Source organism: Nonomuraea cypriaca (assembly GCF_015645445.1).
Lineage (GTDB): Bacteria > Actinomycetota > Actinomycetes > Streptosporangiales > Streptosporangiaceae > Nonomuraea > Nonomuraea cypriaca.
This window is the reverse complement of sequence record NZ_JADOGI010000228.1, coordinates 1-16,674: the sequence shown is the minus strand read 5'-3', so window position 1 is coordinate 16,674 and position 16,674 is coordinate 1. Positions and strand designations below refer to the sequence as shown.

Genomic DNA, 16,674 nt, shown 5'->3' with positions numbered 1-16,674 from the left:
CGTAGTAACCCGGCCAGTCGGCAAATGACTCGAACCAGGGGACGCAAGCGAAGACCCACCCAACCGGCCCACGAACGCGGGCGGAAGCCCACCCGGGCCGACGGCCAAAGGCTTGGGCGCCAGCGGGCAACCCACCCAACCGGCCGACGGCTGAAACCTTGGGCGCAAGCGGGCAACCACCCAGTCGGTCCAGGTTGCGCCGTTGCGGTGCCCGGCCATGTGCGGGTCAGAGGGCGTCTCCCTGGAGGCCCGGTGCCATGTGCGGGGGGTGGGGTGCCGTTGGCTCCGCCGTACAAGATGGACGGGCTCTTGACCTTGGTGTGTACCCGCTAGGAGCGGGCACTTGACGGATTGGGAGGCCCGCCGTCAGAGGGGGAAGGAGACGGCGGACCCGTACATGGGGTTCAGCGGGGGCCGAGTTTCTCCACGATGAGGCGGTAGAGCTGGCGCGGTCGGCCCGGTTGCGGGGTGCGGTTGGGCGGGAGCGGCCACGCGAGTCCCTCGTCAACCAGCGTGCGCAGCAACCGCCGAGCCGTACGCGGTGTGACGCCGAGCATCTTGCCCGCACCCTCCGCGTCCACCACCGTGTCTCCGCCTTCCAGCTTGGCCGCCAGCCGGGCCAGCACCTCCACCCCCTTCGGTTTGAGGGCCGTGGCCCCAGTGGGCGGCATCCGCGGGGCGGGGATGAGCGCCCGCCCCTCCCGGTCCACCGCGAACCCCTGTGCCTGCTTGCCCGCCTGCGTCCGCGCCAGCGCGGCCCTCGCGTGCGACTCCGCGTCGTGCGTGGTGCGGCCCATCCCCACTCCGACCTCGACCGCCAGCCCCAGCTCGTCCCTGATCCTGGCCGCGAACGGCAACACCCTGAACCCGTCCGTCGCCGCCGCGATCGACCCCCTGGTCGCCGTGACCAGGTAGCTGTGATCGTCGATGGGCCAGACGGTGGCGTTCATCCGGTTCGCCTCCTGGACCAGGAGCCGGTGCAGCGACAGCCGCAACTCGTCGCGCCAGTAGCGGGGCGCGGCGCGGCGTACCGGCTCGCGCAGCGTCGGCACCTCCACCAGCACCACGGTCAGCTGCGACTCCTCCAGCCGGTGATGCGCCCCCAGCAGCGCCGCCGTGTGCAGCGCCGTGCGGACCGCCGCCGAGGTCGGCCTGATCCTGATGGCCGACACGCCGGCCGCCTGCAGGCGTTCGGCCACCGCGGGCAGGCACGTCAGCGCGCCCGTGGTCGCCCCTTGCCTGGCCAGCCGTTCGTGGTAGGCCGCGATCGTGCCGGTGGCGCCCGGCTCGTCGCGGCTGTGCACGTCCGTCGCCGGGATGCCGAGGTCGGTGTACGCCTCCTCGACATCGGCCCGGCTGACCACGTCGATGCTGACCCGTTGCGGGTCCATCCGGGTGTCGAGCGCGGCCTTCGCCAGCGCCGCCACCAGTGCTGCTCCGCCGAGTTGAACGTACGTCGCGGGCATCGTCAGCACGCCGGAACGCCTGGCCAGGTCATAGGGGACCGGGCTGGCGAACAGGCACGCGTCGACACCGGGACCGAGCCGTGTCACCTTGTCCGGCGCCTCCTGCTCGTCGCGGTAGGCGGCGGCGACCAGGCGACACGGCAGCGGTGCCGCGGCGTGACCCATCAGCATCACCCGCTCGACAAGGTCGTGGGGTCCGACCACGCCGATGGTGAGGTCCGGTGTCATGGCGCCCGGGCGTGACACTCGGGGAGTTTCTTCGGCCCTCTCGACCAATGTTCGTCCCATCCTGCCGTCCGTTGCAGTGCTCTCTTTTGGAACGATCGCTCGCGGGGGCCGTAATGTCACGCCCGACTTTTCCGGAAAGTCCTTCAGCTTGACCCCTCGACAAGATGTCTTAGCAGCTCAACGAGGTTTTTCAGGCGTTTTTTAGTGCTCGGAAATCTCTCGTGTAATGTCCGCGCCGAGCGCCCGCATTCGCGCCGCGAGATGCGCGTGGCCGCGATCGATCAGGTATCCCGACTCGATGACCGTCTCTCCCTCGGCTGCCAGACCCGCGAGCACGAGAGCTATGCCAGAACGCAGATCGTGCGCCGTCACCTGGGTCCCGGTCAGCGGCGTGCGGCCGCGTACGACGGCCCGGCTGCCGTCCACCTCGACGTTGGCGCCCATCTTGTTGAGCTCGCCGGCCAGCGCGAACCGGCCGTCGAAGATGCGCTCGTGGATGTAGCTGGTGCCGTCGGCCAGCGCCGCCACGGTCATCATCGGAGACTGCAGGTCGGTCGCGAAGCCCGGATAGGTGTCGGTGATGATGTTGATCGGCCGCAGCGTGCCCTCACAGCGCACGTGCAGCACCGCGCCCTGCCTGGCGAACTCGACGCCCATCTGCTCCAGCTTGTAGCGGACGACGCCGAGGTCGAGGCCGGTCCCCACGAGGCTCAGCTCGCCGCCGGTGATCGCCGCGCCCATCGCGAACACGCCCGCGTCCAGCCGGTCCGGCATGACCGTGTGCTCGACCGCGTGCAACTCCTCAACGCCCTCCACGGTGATGAACCCCGTGCCGCCGCCGCTGATGCGCGCGCCCATCTTGGTGAGCATGTCGATGACGTCGAGCACCTCAGGCTCGAGCGCCGCGTTCTCGATCACGGTCGTGCCGCGGGCCAGAGCGGCGGCCATGATGAGGTTTTCTGTGCCGGTGTGGGACGGGGTGTCGAGGTAGAGGGTGGCGCCGGTCAGCCCGGACGCCTTGACGTGGATGACGGTCTCGCCCTCGTCCACGATCGCGCCCAGCCGCTTGTAGCCGAGGTAGTGGAAGTCGAGGTTGCGACTGCCGAGATTGCAGCCCCCGACCCCTTCCACGATCGCCTCGCCCAGCCGGTGCAGCAGCGCCGGGGTGAACAGGACCGAGCCGCGGAAGCGCCTGGCGATCTCGGCGGGCAGCACCGCGCTGGTCAGCCTGGAGGCGTCGATGACCAGCGTGCGCTCGGACTCGTGCAGCTCGACGTAGGCGCCGACGGCCTCGGCCAGCTCGACCGCGCGGCGGACGTCTTCGATGATCGGCACGTTGCGCAGGACTGTGCGGCCCTTCGCAGCGAGCAGAGCCGCACCGATCATGGGCAGCACGGCGTTCTTCGCGCCCTGGATGAACGCGGTTCCACGCAGTGCGTTGCCACCGCGCACGCGGTAACGGACCATTCGTGCGGCTCCTTGGAATCAACGGTGAGGCTCGATCGGGCCAACAGTAGCCGGTAACACCACATGACCCTGCCGAATCATCCGCTAAAGGGAACCCCCGTGACGCGCTCATACGCTTCTAGGTATCGCTGCCTGGTGCGCTCGACCACGTGATCAGGAAGGCGAGGTGGGGGGTTTCCTGAGGATTTGTCCCATCCAGATTCGGGCGAAAGTAGCCAATCGCGTACAAATTGCTTGTCAAAAGAAGGTTGCGTATGACCGGGCTGCCATTGGTCGGCCGGCCAGAAACGCGACGAGTCGGGCGTGAGCACCTCGTCGCCCAGTGTCAGCACCCCGTCGGCGTCCCAGCCGAGCTCGATCTTGGTGTCCGCCAGGATGATGCCCCGCTCGCGGGCGATCTCCGCGCCGCGCGTGTAGACGGCCAGCGTGATCCGCCGCAACTCCGCCGCCGTCTCCGCGCCGACCTCCGCCACCACCTGCTCGTACGAGATCGGCTCGTCGTGCTGGCCCATGGGCGCCTTGGTGGACGGCGTGAAGATCGGCTCGGGCAGCCGCGACCCGTCCTCCAGCCCTTCGGGCAGGCGCACCCCGGAGACCGTGCCGTCCGCGCGGTACTCGTTCAGCCCGCCGCCCGCCAGATGGCCCCTGGCCACGCACTCGACCTGCACCATGCGCAGCGGCCTGCACAGCACGCTGCGCGCATCCCGGCCAGGCGCCACGATGTGGTTGGGCACGACGTCCTTGAGCTGCTCGAACCACCACAACGACATCTGCGTGAGCACGGCCCCCTTGTCGGGGATGTCGGGCTTGAGCACGTAGTCGAAGGCCGACAACCGGTCGGACGCCACCATCAGCAGCAGCCCGTCATCCGTCTGGTAGAGATCGCGTACTTTTCCGGAGTGCACGTGCTTCATCGGGCGATGTCCGTCCTGTAGTGGGAGCCGCGCAGCTCGATCCTGCGGACCAGCTCGTAGGCGTGCTCGCGCGCGCTCTCCTGGTCGGGCCCGCTGCCTACCACGCTCAGCACCCGGCCCCCGTCGGTGACGACCCGGCCGTCCACCCGCCTGGTCCCGGCGTGCAGCACGTACGCGTGCTCGGCCGGCTCGAGCCCCGTGATCACGTCGCCCTTGACCGGCGGACCGGGATAGTTCTCGGCCGCGATCACCACGCACACCGAGGAGCCCGGCCTGAACACGGGATCGGGCCCCAGCTCGCCCGTCGCGCACGCCATCAGCAGCCCGCCCAGCGGCGTCTCCAGCCGGTCGAGCAGCACCTGCGTCTCCGGATCGCCGAAGCGCGCGTTGAACTCGACCACCTTCGGCCCCTTCGCCGTCAGCGCCAGCCCCACGTAGAGCACCCCTTGGTACGGCAGCCCGCGCCGGGACAGCTCGCCGATCGTCGGGTGCACGATCTCCCGCATGACCTGCTCGGTGAGCCCGTCGGGCGCCCAGGGGAGCGGCGTGTAGGCCCCCATGCCGCCGGTGTTGGGCCCCTCGTCGCCGTCGCCGGCCCGCTTGAAGTCCTGCGCCGGCGGCAGCGGCACCGCCGTGCTCCCGTCGCACAACGCGAACAGCGACACCTCGGGCCCGTCCAGGAACTCCTCGATGACGACCCGCTCGCACGCCCGCGCGTGCGCCAGCGCCTGCTCCCGGTCCTCGGTGACCACGACGCCCTTGCCGGCCGCCAGGCCGTCGTCCTTGACCACGTAGGGCGCCCCGAACTCGTCGAGCGCGGCGGCCGCCTCGGCCTCGGTGACGCACGTCCTGGCCCGCGCGGTCGGCACGTCGGCCGCCCTCATGACCTCCTTGGCGAACGTCTTGGACCCCTCGATCCTGGCCGCCGCGCCGGACGGCCCGAAGCAGGCGACGCCCGCCTCGCGCACGGCGTCGGCCACGCCGGCCACGAGCGGCGCCTCAGGCCCCACCACCACGAGGTCGGCGCGCAGCCGCGTGGCCAGCGCGGCCACCTGCACGGGATCCATGGGATCGACCGGATGCACGGTGGCGACCTCTTCGATGCCCGGGTTGCCCGGGGCGCAATGGAGCTCGCTGACCTGGGGATCGAGCTTGAGTGAACGGCACAGGGCGTGCTCACGCCCTCCGGAACCAATGACTAGAACGCGCACGCGGTCCATTGTCGCAGGCGCGCCACCACGAGCGCGCTCAGGTCGCCGGTGCATGAGATGCCGGAACAGCGCGCGAACTTTGTCGAGTTCTACCTGAGCCGGGAGCCGCTTGACGAGTATCGTCGAGTAAGTTCACCCGCCTGTGGTAAGTTAGGGCGGCTTTGCGGCGTCTCGTGTGATTGGAGGTGGTCCGGGATGAAACCTGGTGATCCCAGCAGTACGTGCCTCGACACGTACAACCTCCGTACCCCCGACCACTCCAATCCGGCAGCCTGATCGTGCCTCCACGCATATGTGTCGATTGAGGTGACTTTTCATCGCGCGTGGACCGTGCCAGGTCGGGCGGAAAGGGACTGCCATGCGCTCGTCCACGCTTTTCCGTCGCATCAACCGTCACCCTGTGCAGCGGCGCACCGCCCGCCAGCTTCCCAAGCCGGTGCACGAGGTTCGCGTGCCTCCGGTTGACTCGATCGTCGAGTTCGGCGCCTACGTCGAAGGCGAGAAGGTCGGCGCCGCGGGCATCGTCGAGGCCCTCGGCCTCGTACGCGAGCACAACACGACCACCGACGGCGTCAACGCGTTCGTCTGGGTGGGCCTGCACGAGCCCGAGGCTCCCGAGGTGGAGTGGCTCGCCGAGGTGTTCGGGCTGCACCCGCTGGCCGTCGAGGACGCCGTCAAGGCGCACCAGCGCCCCAAGGTCGAGCGGTACGGCGAGTCGCTGTTCATGGTGCTCAAGACCATCGCCTACCTCGACCACGACGAGCTGACCGCCACCAGCGAGATCATCGCGGCCGGCGAGATCATGGTGTTCCTGGGCGCGGACTTCGTCGTGACGGTCAGGCACGGCCGGCACTGCCCGCTCACCCTGGTCCGCGACCGGCTCGAGGACAAGCCCAAGCTGATGAACCGCGGCCCGGCGGGCGTGCTGCACGCGATCGCCGACCACGTGGTCGACCAGTACCTCCAGGTGGCCGACCTCATGCAGATGGAGCTCGAAGAGGTCGAGGCGACGGTGTTCGCCGACGTCAGCTCCCGCGACATCAACCGGATCTACCAGCTCAAGCGCGAGATGCTGGAGATGAAGCGGGCCATCACACCGCTCCTCGCGCCGCTGTCCGCGTTGCCGCAGCGCCGCGTCGTCCCGTCGGAGATGCGCGAGTACTTCCGCGACGTCGGCGACCACCTGTCCCGCGTGTGCGAGCAGGTGGAGTCCTCCAACGAGCTGTGCAGCTCGATCCTGCAGGCCGCGCTGGCCCGCTCGAACGCCCTCGCCAACGAGGACATGCGCAAGATCTCCTCGTGGGTGGCCATCCTCGCGGTGCCCACGATGATCGCCGGCATCTACGGGATGAACTTCGACTTCATGCCCGAGACCAAGCAGGTCTGGGGATATCCGGCGGTGCTGGCCATCATGGTCACGACCTGCGTGCTGCTGCACCGCGGCTTCCGCCGCAACGGCTGGCTCTGAACCGCCGGGCGTCTCAGACGCCCACGGGCCTGAGCGGCGCGACGGGCTCGGGCAGGTCGAGCCCCCGGTCCCGCCACAGCTCCCGCATCCGATCGGGGTAGTCGGTGACGATCCCGGCCACCCCGAGGTCCAGCATCCGGCCCGCCAGCCCGCTCTCGTTGACCGTCCACACGGCCACGTCGAGCCCGACGGCCGCGGCCTGCGCCATCAGGGCCTCGTTGACCATGACGTGCTCGGGCGAGAGCGTGGTCGCGCCGGCGTCATGGGCGGCGGCGGGCACGTCGTCGCCCACGCCGCTGTTCCAGTGCAGGGTGGCGCGCTCGATCAGCGCGAACCGGCGGGTCCGCGGCGCGAGCCTGGCGGCGTGCGCGATGATCCGCCAGTCGAAGCTGAGGATGGCCACGTTGTCGAGCCGTCCGTGCCGGTCGAGCTCCTCGACGACCAGTTCGGTGAAGAACTCGGGATCGGGCGTCAGCTCGGGTCTGGTCGGGTCGGACTTGAGCTCGACGTGCAGCCGCACGTCCTCCGCGTCGTAGGCGTTGACCAGCCCGAGCGTCGCGCCGAGCGTCGGCATCCTGGTCTCGGGCATGGCGACCTGCGTCAGCGCGAACGGGTCGTCGGGGTGGCGCGGCAGCCGTACGCCCACGTCGAGCGTGCGCAACTGCGCCAGGGTGAGCGTGTTGATCGGCTTGCCGACATAGGGGAAGAGCGGGTCGTCGGCGCGGAGCGGCCGGCGGTCGGCGCTCGTCACGGCGGAGACCTTGAGATCGTGCGTGAGCACGAGGCGGCGGTCGGCGGTGAGCGCGACGTCGAACTCGAGCGCATGCACGCCCAGCTCCATCGTGCGGCTCATCCCCGGCAGGGTGTTCTCCGGCCAGAGGCCACGAGCCCCCCGGTGGCCATGTATCTCTACGCGCACAACCGGGACCCTACCTGCCGCGAGCCGTGTCTAGGCAGTGCCACGCCGTGTCCTTTTTATCCTGCTACGCCCGGTCGTGCGATCACGGGCAGACAATAGGCTGTCATTTATGACGGAGGTTCTCAATAAAGCCCATCCCGCAACAATTCAGGCATGGGTGAACGGCTGGGTGATCTCCCGCAAGGCCCCGAGGCCCGTACGCGAACCGTGGGGCCTGCGCGTGGACGTCGGCCTGCCAGGACACGTGGCCCGGCACATCGTGGCCACGCCCACCCCCGAGATCCTCCGCCACCTGACGACGATCCTGACCACGCCGGGCACCTGGCTCAAGCTCTGCGCGCCCCCGGAGGCCGTCGCGCCCTCGCTCCCCGCCGCCTGGTCCATCCAGGAGCCGGAGTTCATGATGACGACCACCTCGCTGGACCGTACGCCGCCGCGCGCGCCGAACGGCTACACCCTGGCCGTCACCACCAGGGCCGACGTCACGGTGGCCCGGCTGCTGACGGAGGCGGGTGAGGTGGCCGCCAGGGGCCAGTTCGCACTGGCGGGGCACACGGCGGTGGTCGACCAGGTCGAAACGGCCGCCAACCACCGCCGACGCGGGCTCGGCACCGTCATCATGCGCACCCTCGGCGCGACGGCCGCCTCGGCGGGCGCCCACCAGGGCGTCCTCCTGGCCACCCCCCAGGGCCAGGCCCTGTACGAAACCCTCGGCTGGACCCTCTACACGCCCATGACCGCCACAGTCCTGACCACCCCCTGAAGACCCTGAGGACGGGGTCAGACCAGCGGGCGGACGACCACGGTCTGGTCGCGGCCGGGGCCTACGCCGATGGCGGAGATCGGGGCGCCGCTCATCTCCTCCAGCGCCCGCACGTACGCCTGCGCGTTGGGCGGCAGGTCCTCGAAGTCCTTGGCGCCCGTGATGTCCTCACGCCATCCCGGCAGCTCTTCGTAGATCGGCTTGGCGTGGTGGAAGTCGGTCTGCGTCATCGGGATCTCGTCATGGCGTACGCCGTCGACCTCGTAGGCCACGCACACCGGGATCCGCTCCAGCCCCGACAGCACGTCCAGCTTGGTGAGGAAGTAGTCGGTGATCCCGTTGATCCTGGTGGCGTACCTGGAGATCACCGCGTCGAACCAGCCGCACCGCCGGTTGCGGCCCGTCGTGACGCCGTACTCGCCGCCGGTCTGCCGCAGCCACTCGCCCATGTCATCCGTGAGCTCGGTCGGGAAGGGGCCGGAGCCGACGCGGGTGGTGTACGCCTTGAGGATGCCGATGATCTTCGTGAGGCGGTTGGGCGGGATGCCGGCCCCTGCGCACGCGCCGCCCGACGTCGGAGAGGACGACGTGACGAACGGGTAGGTGCCGTGGTCGATGTCGAGCAGCGTCCCCTGCCCGCCCTCCAGCAGCACGAACTTGTCCTCGTCCAGCGCCTTCGCCAGCACGAGGGAGGTGTCGGCGATGTGCGGCTTGAGCCGTTCGGCGTATCCGAGGTATTCCTCCAGTACGCGCTCGGGCTCGATGCCGCGCCGGTTGTAGACCTTGGTCAGCACCTGGTTCTTCTCGGTCAGGGCGACCTCGATCTTCTTGGCGAGGATGCCCGGGTCGAGCAGGTCCTGCACGCGCACGCCCATCCGGGCGATCTTGTCGCCGTACGCCGGCCCGATCCCGCGGCCCGTGGTGCCGATCCTGGCCTTGCCGAGGTAGCGCTCGGTGACCTTGTCCAGCGCCTTGTGGTGGGGCATGATCAGGTGCGCGTTGGAGGAGATCAGCAGGCGCTCGGCGGAGATGCCCCGCGCGGCCAGGCCGTCGATCTCGCTCAGCAGCACCCCCGGATCGATCACCACGCCGTTGCCGATCACCGGCACCACCTCCGGCGACAGGATCCCTGTGGGTAGCAGGTGGAGGGCGTATTTCTGGTCACCGATGACCACGGTGTGTCCCGCGTTGTTGCCACCCTGATAGCGGACGACGTAGTCGACGTCGCCACCGAGCAGGTCGGTGGCCTTGCCCTTGCCCTCATCGCCCCACTGGGCGCCAACGAGAACGGCAGCCGGCATGGTTCAGTCTCCCGAGCACAAAACGAAAACCCCTGACGCAAGTGCGACAGGGGCTCTTGCGTACAGAGACTACCCGAGTATGTCCATTCGTCCCAAGAGCTAACCCTTGGTCAGCGCGTCATACCCGGTTTCCGTGCTGTCCCTGAGGAACTGGAGGCACCGCTCGGCCTCGTCCTTCTCGCCGATCGCCTGAGCGGCCCGCGCCAGCGCGTACAGGCAGCGCAGGAAGCCGCGGTTGGGCTCGTGCTCCCACGGGACGGGCCCGTGGCCCTTCCATCCGTTACGGCGCAACTGGTCGAGCCCGCGGTGGTAGCCGGTACGGGCGAAGGCGTAGGAGGTGACGGCGTGACCCTGGGCGAAGTACTCCTCCGCCAGCGCGGCCCAGGCCGCCGGGTGAGCGGGGAACCTGGCGGCCACGTCGGCGGCCTTGGCACCGGATTCCAGCGCCTCCCTGGCCTCGGGCAGGTCCGGCAGGTGAGTCGGGGGCGGCCCGGCGAGAAGGTTATCCATATGACAAGTCATACCCGCCGGGCCGCCGAAGTGGCTACCGAGGAGAAACCTGACTGCCGCTGCGATCCGGCGGGCCATGGCGCCGGAGCGGCGGGTTTCTCATCAGGCTGTGATCTTCGTCCCAGCGCTCTTGAGGTTCTCGCACGCCTCCACCACGCGCGCGGCCATCCCGGCCTCCGCGGCCTTGCCGTACGCACGCGGGTCGTAGATCTTCTTGTTGCCGACGTCGCCGTCCACCTTGAGCACGCCGTCGTAGTTGCGGAACATGTGGTCCGCGATCGGCCTGGTGAAGGCGTACTGGGTGTCGGTGTCGACGTTCATCTTGACGACGCCGTACGAGATGGCCTCGTGGATCTCCGTGAGCAGGGAGCCGGAGCCGCCGTGGAAGACCAGGTCGAACGGCTTCTCCCGGCCGTACTTGGCTCCGACCGCGTCCTGAATCTCCTTCAGCACGCTCGGCCGCAGCTTGACGTGACCTGGCTTGTAGACACCGTGCACGTTGCCGAACGTGGCCGCCAGCATGTAGCGGCCCCGGTCGCCGATGCCCACGGCCTCGGCGGTGGCCAGCGCGTCCTCGGCCGTCGTGTAGAGCTTCTCGTTGATCTCGCCGACGACGCCGTCCTCCTCGCCGCCGACGACGCCGATCTCCATCTCCATGATGATCCTGGCCCTCGCGCACTTGTCGAGGAGTTCCTTGGCGATCTCCAGGTTCTCGTCGAGCAGCACGGCCGAGCCGTCCCACATGTGCGACTGGAAGAGCGGGTCGAGGCCCTTGGAGACCCGCTCCAGGGAGATGTCGATCAGCGGCCGCATGTAGCCGTCGAGCTTGTCCTTGGGGCAGTGGTCGGTGTGCAGTGCCACCGTGACGGGGTAGTCGGCGGCGACCACCCGCGCGTACTCCGCCAGCGCCGTCGCGCCCGTGACCATGTTCTTCACCGTGGCGCCGGAAAGGAACTCCGCGCCACCCGTGGAGACCTGGACGATGCCGTCGCTTTCCGCCTCGGCGAAGCCGCGCAGGGCGGCGTTCAGCGTCTGCGATGACGTCACGTTGATCGCCGGGTAGGCGAATCCACCGGCCTTCGCCCGGTCGAGCATCTCAGCATAGACCTCTGGAGTCGCAATAGGCATGATTCATCTCCCTGAGAAGTTACGGCTTCGCGCCTGGCCCAGTATCCAGGGTCACTACCCCGCGTGGTAGAGACAACGCGCGCTTGATGGTCATGTGGCGCATCCCCGCTACGGGTAGGCTCTCCGCGTGGACTGGCTTTGGAATCTCCTCGACCCGACGTGGTGGCTCACGATTCTCGGTGCCTTCGCCACCGTGGGCGTTCTCGCCATCATCTTCGCGGAAACGGGTCTGCTCCTCGGGTTCTTCCTGCCCGGCGACTCGTTGCTGGTGGCCGCGGGGATTTTCAGCTCGGCGTCGGTGGCCGCGGGAATGGAGATCACGCCGCTCTCCCTTCCCGTGCTGTTGATCGGCACGCCGCTGTGCGCGATCGCGGGCGCCCAGCTCGGGCATTTGCTGGGCGCGAGATTCGGCCGGAGACTTTTCGACAAACCTGATTCGCGGTTGTTCAAGAAGGAACACGTGATCAGGGCGGAGGAGTTCTTCGAGAAGTTCGGCCCGGCCAAGGCGGTGGTTCTGGCCAGATTCGTACCGATTGTCCGTACGTTCATGAATCCCGTCGCCGGCGTGCTGGAGATGCCGGCCAAACGATTCTTCGTATGGAACTGCATCGGCGGCGTCGTCTGGACCGAGGGCCTGCTCCTGGTCGGTCACTTCCTCGGCGGCCAGGTCGATCCCAAGCAGATCGACAAGTACATCCTGCCCGGCGTCTTCCTCATCGTGCTCATCTCGCTGATCCCGATCTTCGTCGAGGTCGTCAAGAATCGCCGGGCGGGCAAGAAACCCCCCTCGCCCAACGGAAAGCACCACCGCGTGCGGTCGGGCACCGACAGCCAGCACTGAACACCGACGGCCGGCACTGACAGGAAAGCCTGATTTCCAAGCGGTACGCTGCCTGCTGTGGGACGCCACAGGTCAGATCGGATGGGCCTTGCCCGCGTGGCGCTCGCCGTCCTGGCGGCCGGCGCCGTGGTGACACTCCTGGTCATCGGCGGGCGCGCGTTGCTCGGCTCGCCGGACACTCCGGCCCAGCCGGAGCGCGAACGCGCCTCCGCCGCCGCGACCACTCCGGCCGCGGACGTCACAGAGCGGGTGCCGACCGTGCGCGTCGAATGCGTGGCCGAGACCTGCCCCATCGTCACCGTGCGGGTGCCGGGCGGCGACGTGCTGCAGTACCGCGAGATGAGCAGGGGCGAGGACGTCAGTTACTTCGAGCCCGAGCTGGACGTCGTGCTCAGCGACGCGGGCACGGTCCGCGTCACCGAGAACGGCGAGCCGCGCGAGCAGGGCGATCAGGGCGAACGAGAGGCCTTCACCGTCCGGGCCCCCGACTGAGACCTCCTGCCTGGGCTCCTGACCTGAGACCTCCCGCGCGGGCCCCTGGCCTGAGACCTCGCGTCTGGGCCCCTGGCCTGAGACCTCACGCGCGGGTCACAGGCCGAGGTCATCCAGTGTGAACGCGGTGCGGTAGTCGAGCCCCTCGCCGGTGATCCGCTCCCGGGCCCCCCGGTCCACGATCGTGGCCACGGCCACCACCTCGGCCCCCGCCTCCCGCAGCGCAGTCACGGCGGTCAGCGGGGAGGCGCCGGTCGTGGAGGTGTCCTCGACGGCGAGCACCCGCCGCCCCCTCACGTCGGGCCCCTCGATCCTGCGCTGCATGCCGTGCCGCTTCTGCTCCTTGCGCACCACGAACGCGTCCAGCGCGCGCTCCCGCGCCGCCGCCGCGTGCAGCATCGCGGCGGCCACCGGGTCGGCCCCCAGCGTCAGTCCGCCCACCGCGTCGAACTCCAGGTCGTCGGTCAGGTCGAGCATCACCCTGCCGACGAGGGGCGCGGCCACGCCGTCGAGCGTGATCCTGCGCAGGTCGAGGTAGTAGTCGGCCTCGATGCCCGAGGAGAGCGTGACCTTGCCGAAGACGAGGGCCTTGCGCTTGATCTCGGCCAGCAGGTTGTCGCGATCTGTCATGCGTCCAAGCTTATGGTCCTGATCAGGGCGAGAGCCCGCCCCGCTCCCTCCATCGGCCCGCTCCAGAGGTAAAGACGTCACTCCGGTTTAGTCATGACGGCGACTGCGGAATGAATGCGCGAGGCAACCCTCCGTAATCGTGAGGCCATCATGGGTGTCGAAGTGCCGCAGAGCGACGCAGATCTACTTAGTGCTGTCAGAACGGGCAACGCCGCCGCGTACGGGCAGCTCTATGAGCGCCACGTGGCCGCGGCCCGCGCGCTGGCCCGGCAGCTCGCCAGGGGCACCGAGGTCGAGGACGTGGTCGCCGAGGCGTTCACGAAGATCCTCGACCTGGTCGGCCGGGGTGGCGGGCCCGAGGCCGGCTTCCGCACCTACCTGCTGACCGTGGTGCGGCGCACGGTCTACGACCGCTCGCGCGTCGAGCGCCACCAGGTCTCGACGGGCGAGATCGAGCTGTACGACCCCGGGACGCCGTTCGTCGATCCCACGCTCGCCGGGCTGGAGCAGTCGCTGATCGCGCGGGCCTTCCTGGCGCTGCCCGAGCGCTGGCGGGCGGTGCTCTGGCACACCGAGGTGGAGAAGTGCCCGCCCGCCGAGGTGGCGCCGCTGCTGGGCCTCTCGGCCAACGGCGTGGCCGCGCTGGCGTACCGGGCCAGGGAGGGGTTGCGGCAGGCGTACCTGCAGCTGTATCTGAGCGGGCCGCCGGAGCAGGACTGCCGTCCCGTGCTCGGCAGGCTGGGCGCGTACGTCAGGGGCGGGCTGGCCAGGCGCGACTCCAGGGCGATCGACGCGCACGTGGAGGATTGCGAGGAGTGCCACGGGGTCCTGCTGGAGCTGACCGACGTCAACCGCGGGCTGCGCGTCATGGTCGGCCCGCTGATCGCGGGACCGCTCTTCGGCGGGTACGCCACCGCGCTGGCCAGGTCGGCGGGCCCGGGAGGCACGGGACCACTGGGCGTGCTGGCCCGGCTGCGGGCGTCCAGGGTGCGGCAGGTCGCGATCGCCGGCGGCCTGGCCGTGGCGGTCGTCGTGGCCGCCACGTTCCTGCTGGTCGCGGACGAGGCGCCGGTCGAGAGGCCGGCCCCCGCGCCGGTCGCCGAGCCTCCCGTGGCGGTCCGGCCGCGGCCTGAGCCGGCCGAGGAGCCCGCGCGGGTGCCGCCGCCGATCAGGACCGAGCGACCGGCCAGAGCCCGCCTGCGCGCCTCGATCCACCCGCTCGGCGCCCTCGTACGTGCCCGGCCCGGCATCGTCGGCCTGCGGCTGCGCAACTACGGCGATGGGCCGAGCGAGGCCCTGGCGGCCACCGTGGACCTGCCGCCCGGGGTGACCCTCATCCCGCCCGGCCATCGCGGTCCCGGTTTCGCTGTGCCCGATCTCGGGCCCGATCTCGGGGCCGGTCCCGTGGGCAGCCTGGACGGCTGGGCGTGTCGCCCGGCTCACGGCGGCGCCGCCTGCGTCAGGAAGCCGCTGGACGCGGGGCGGAACACGGCGGTGTTCCTGCGGGTGCTGGTGTCCGCGGCGGCGCGCGAGGGCGCGGCCCCGACCGTGCGGATCGATGCAGGCCCGCTGCGGGTCAAGGCGCGGGCCGAGGAGGGCGTACGCGTGACGGGGGCGCCGGCCAGGTTCGCCACCGAGGGGAAGGTGACCGTCCGGGCCATCGGCAACGGCCTGCTGACCTGCCCGGAGGAGCTGGCGGGTTGCGCGCAGGCCCGTACGCGCCAGGGCGACCGGCGCGACAACGACCTCTGGCCGATGATCGCCCTCGACGGGGACGACGCGCCGGGCACCGACGCCTCCAGCGCCGCCGAGCTGTCGCTGCCGAAGGGCGGCCGGGTCGTGTGGGCCGGCCTCTACTGGTCGGCGAGCGCCGAGCGGGCCGGGCCGATCAAGCTCAGGCCGCCGGGCCGACGCAGGTACGTGACGGTGCGCCCGACCCACGTGACCGCCCACGAGCTGCCCCTGGGGCCCGCCTACCAGGCGTACGCCGACGTCAGCGGACTCGTGGCCGGCGCGCGCAGGAACGGCACGTGGTGGGCCGCCGACGCGCCGCTGGCCGAGGGGGTCTCGCGTCATGCCGGGTGGAGCCTGGTGCTGATCGTGACCGATCCTTCTCAGCCGTACAGTCAGGCCATGGTGCTCGACACGGCCACCGTGGTCGGCGGCGCGGACCGGCGGGTGCGCATCCCGCTGGGCGGGCTGAGCCCGGCCGCGGCGCCCGCCCGGGTGGAGCTGGTGACGTGGGAGGGCGACGCCGACCTCGGGGGCGACAAGGTCTCGCTCGGCTCCGGGGCGCTCTCCTCCACGGGCGGTGACCGCGACCGCGCGAACGTCTTCGACGGCTCCTCGAACGGGGCGGCCGAGATGACGTTCGGCGCCGACGTCGACACGGTCGGTGCCGAGCTCGGGGTCGATCCCGGACTGACGATCGCCACGGACAAGGACGTCGTCCTGTTCGGGGTGGCCGCGTTGAGTGTGCGTGCGCGATCGTGATCGTAAACAGGACAAACTGGTACGGTCTGGCTGTATGGTCTGGCCTGTCGGCAGGCCCCGGTCGAATCGTCGGGATTAACCCCCGCGCGATCACCTGCTTTCATTACCCTGAGAAAGGGCCGCCGAGTCCGGTCTCTGGCGGTGCAGAGCCAGCATGGTCGGACCACCTGGAAAGGGGCGGTGTCAGTGGATCGCTGTGCGCTGTTCGTGGACGCCGGCTATCTGCTGGCTGACGGAGCGATGGCCGTGCACGGCACGCGTCATCGCGAGGCGGTCTCCTGGGACTACCCGGGGCTGCTGCAACTGATGACCAACCTGTCGCGCGAACGCACCGGCCTGCCGCTGCTGCGGTGCTACTGGTACGAAGCGACGGTCGAAGCCCGCCGTACACCGGAGCACGACGCGCTGGCCGACATACCGGGTCTCAAACTCCGGCTGTCGCGCATCCGGCCGGGCCGCAGGGAAGGCGTCGACGCCCAGGTCCACCGGGACCTGATGACGCTCGCCCGCAACAACGCCATCTGCGACGCGGTGGTCGTCAGCGGGGACGAAGACCTGGCCCAGGTCGTGTGCGACGCCCAGGACCTCGGCGTCAGGGTGAGCGTCATCCACGTCGCGGCCGAGGGTAGCTGGGCCGTCTCGCGTTCGCTCCGGCAGGAGTGCGACGACCTGGTCGAGCTGGGCGCCCCGCACCTGCGGCCGTACGTCAGCCTGGTGACCGGCGTCGGCGAGGCGTCCAACGGCCACCAGCCGCTCAGCAACGGGCACGCCGCCCACTCGCTGCCGCCCGCCCAGCCCTCGGCGCCCTCGAACCCGCCGCCTTCCCCGTCCCTGCCGCCCGCC

General features: G+C 70.0%; 15 protein-coding genes. 6 read left to right on the top strand and 9 right to left on the bottom strand.

The features are described 5' to 3' along the window. Positions 1-404 precede the first annotated feature (404 nt). The 4 genes from ITP53_RS44980 to purD form a co-directional block, all read right to left on the bottom strand. Positions 405-1,694, bottom strand: a complete 1,290-nt coding sequence (locus ITP53_RS44980) for a GTP cyclohydrolase IIa (protein ID WP_195901606.1) — start codon at positions 1,692-1,694, stop codon at positions 405-407. A 201-nt stretch (positions 1,695-1,895) separates the two neighbouring features. Then, a complete protein-coding gene (gene murA / locus ITP53_RS44975; protein WP_195901605.1) occupies positions 1,896-3,161 on the bottom strand; it encodes a UDP-N-acetylglucosamine 1-carboxyvinyltransferase in 1,266 nt (421 codons plus the stop codon). 77 nt (positions 3,162-3,238) lie between these two features. Beyond that, positions 3,239-4,075 carry a phosphoribosylaminoimidazolesuccinocarboxamide synthase gene (locus ITP53_RS44970; protein ID WP_195901604.1) on the bottom strand — a complete coding sequence of 279 codons (837 nt, stop codon included), beginning with the start codon at positions 4,073-4,075 and terminating at the stop codon, positions 3,239-3,241. After that, entirely contained in the window at positions 4,072-5,286 is a 1,215-nt protein-coding gene (gene purD / locus ITP53_RS44965) for a phosphoribosylamine--glycine ligase (RefSeq protein ID WP_195901603.1), read from the bottom strand. Before purD ends, ITP53_RS44970 begins: the two co-directional genes overlap by 4 nt. Before the next feature lie 400 nt (positions 5,287-5,686). Between purD and corA the strand changes: the two genes are divergently transcribed. Next, the gene (gene corA / locus ITP53_RS44960) at positions 5,687-6,754 is read left to right on the top strand and encodes a magnesium/cobalt transporter CorA (protein ID WP_328817837.1); all 1,068 of its coding nucleotides are present in this window, start codon (positions 5,687-5,689) and stop codon (positions 6,752-6,754) included. Positions 6,755-6,767: 13 nt separating this feature from the next. Here the strand turns inward: corA and ITP53_RS44955 are convergent, their stop codons facing one another. Continuing rightward, positions 6,768-7,673 carry a glycerophosphodiester phosphodiesterase family protein gene (locus tag ITP53_RS44955; protein WP_195901601.1) on the bottom strand — a complete coding sequence of 302 codons (906 nt, stop codon included), beginning with the start codon at positions 7,671-7,673 and terminating at the stop codon, positions 6,768-6,770. Between the two features lie 157 nt (positions 7,674-7,830). Between ITP53_RS44955 and ITP53_RS44950 the strand changes: the two genes are divergently transcribed. Beyond that, entirely contained in the window at positions 7,831-8,436 is a 606-nt protein-coding gene (locus tag ITP53_RS44950) for a GNAT family N-acetyltransferase (protein ID WP_328817834.1), read from the top strand. Between the two features lie 17 nt (positions 8,437-8,453). Here ITP53_RS44950 and ITP53_RS44945 read toward each other — a convergent pair whose 3' ends face one another. The 3 genes from ITP53_RS44945 to fbaA form a co-directional block, all read right to left on the bottom strand. Then, the gene (locus ITP53_RS44945; RefSeq protein ID WP_195901600.1) at positions 8,454-9,737 is read right to left on the bottom strand and encodes an adenylosuccinate synthase; all 1,284 of its coding nucleotides are present in this window, start codon (positions 9,735-9,737) and stop codon (positions 8,454-8,456) included. Positions 9,738-9,836: 99 nt separating this feature from the next. Continuing rightward, positions 9,837-10,247: a DUF3151 domain-containing protein gene (locus ITP53_RS44940; RefSeq protein ID WP_407941389.1), complete on the bottom strand. Its 411-nt coding sequence runs from the start codon at positions 10,245-10,247 to the stop codon at positions 9,837-9,839. Between the two features lie 102 nt (positions 10,248-10,349). Then, a complete protein-coding gene (fbaA, locus tag ITP53_RS44935) occupies positions 10,350-11,375 on the bottom strand; it encodes a class II fructose-bisphosphate aldolase (protein WP_195901598.1) in 1,026 nt (341 codons plus the stop codon). Positions 11,376-11,502: 127 nt separating this feature from the next. Here fbaA and ITP53_RS44930 point away from each other — a divergent pair, with 127 nt between their 5' ends. Next, positions 11,503-12,216 (top strand): DedA family protein, encoded by a 714-nt coding sequence (locus ITP53_RS44930; protein ID WP_195901597.1) that lies wholly within the window; start codon positions 11,503-11,505, stop codon positions 12,214-12,216. Positions 12,217-12,297: 81 nt separating this feature from the next. Next, complete coding sequence (locus ITP53_RS44925) at positions 12,298-12,708, top strand: hypothetical protein (protein ID WP_195901596.1); 411 nt, start codon at positions 12,298-12,300, stop codon at positions 12,706-12,708. Positions 12,709-12,804: 96 nt separating this feature from the next. Here ITP53_RS44925 and pyrE read toward each other — a convergent pair whose 3' ends face one another. Continuing rightward, positions 12,805-13,338 (bottom strand): orotate phosphoribosyltransferase, encoded by a 534-nt coding sequence (gene pyrE, locus ITP53_RS44920; protein WP_195901595.1) that lies wholly within the window; start codon positions 13,336-13,338, stop codon positions 12,805-12,807. A gap of 150 nt (positions 13,339-13,488) precedes the next feature. Here pyrE and ITP53_RS44915 point away from each other — a divergent pair, with 150 nt between their 5' ends. After that, positions 13,489-15,831: a sigma-70 family RNA polymerase sigma factor gene (locus ITP53_RS44915; protein WP_195901594.1), complete on the top strand. Its 2,343-nt coding sequence runs from the start codon at positions 13,489-13,491 to the stop codon at positions 15,829-15,831. A gap of 186 nt (positions 15,832-16,017) precedes the next feature. Continuing rightward, the coding region (locus tag ITP53_RS44910) for an NYN domain-containing protein (protein ID WP_195901593.1) at positions 16,018-16,674 on the top strand (657 nt) is incomplete at its 3' end.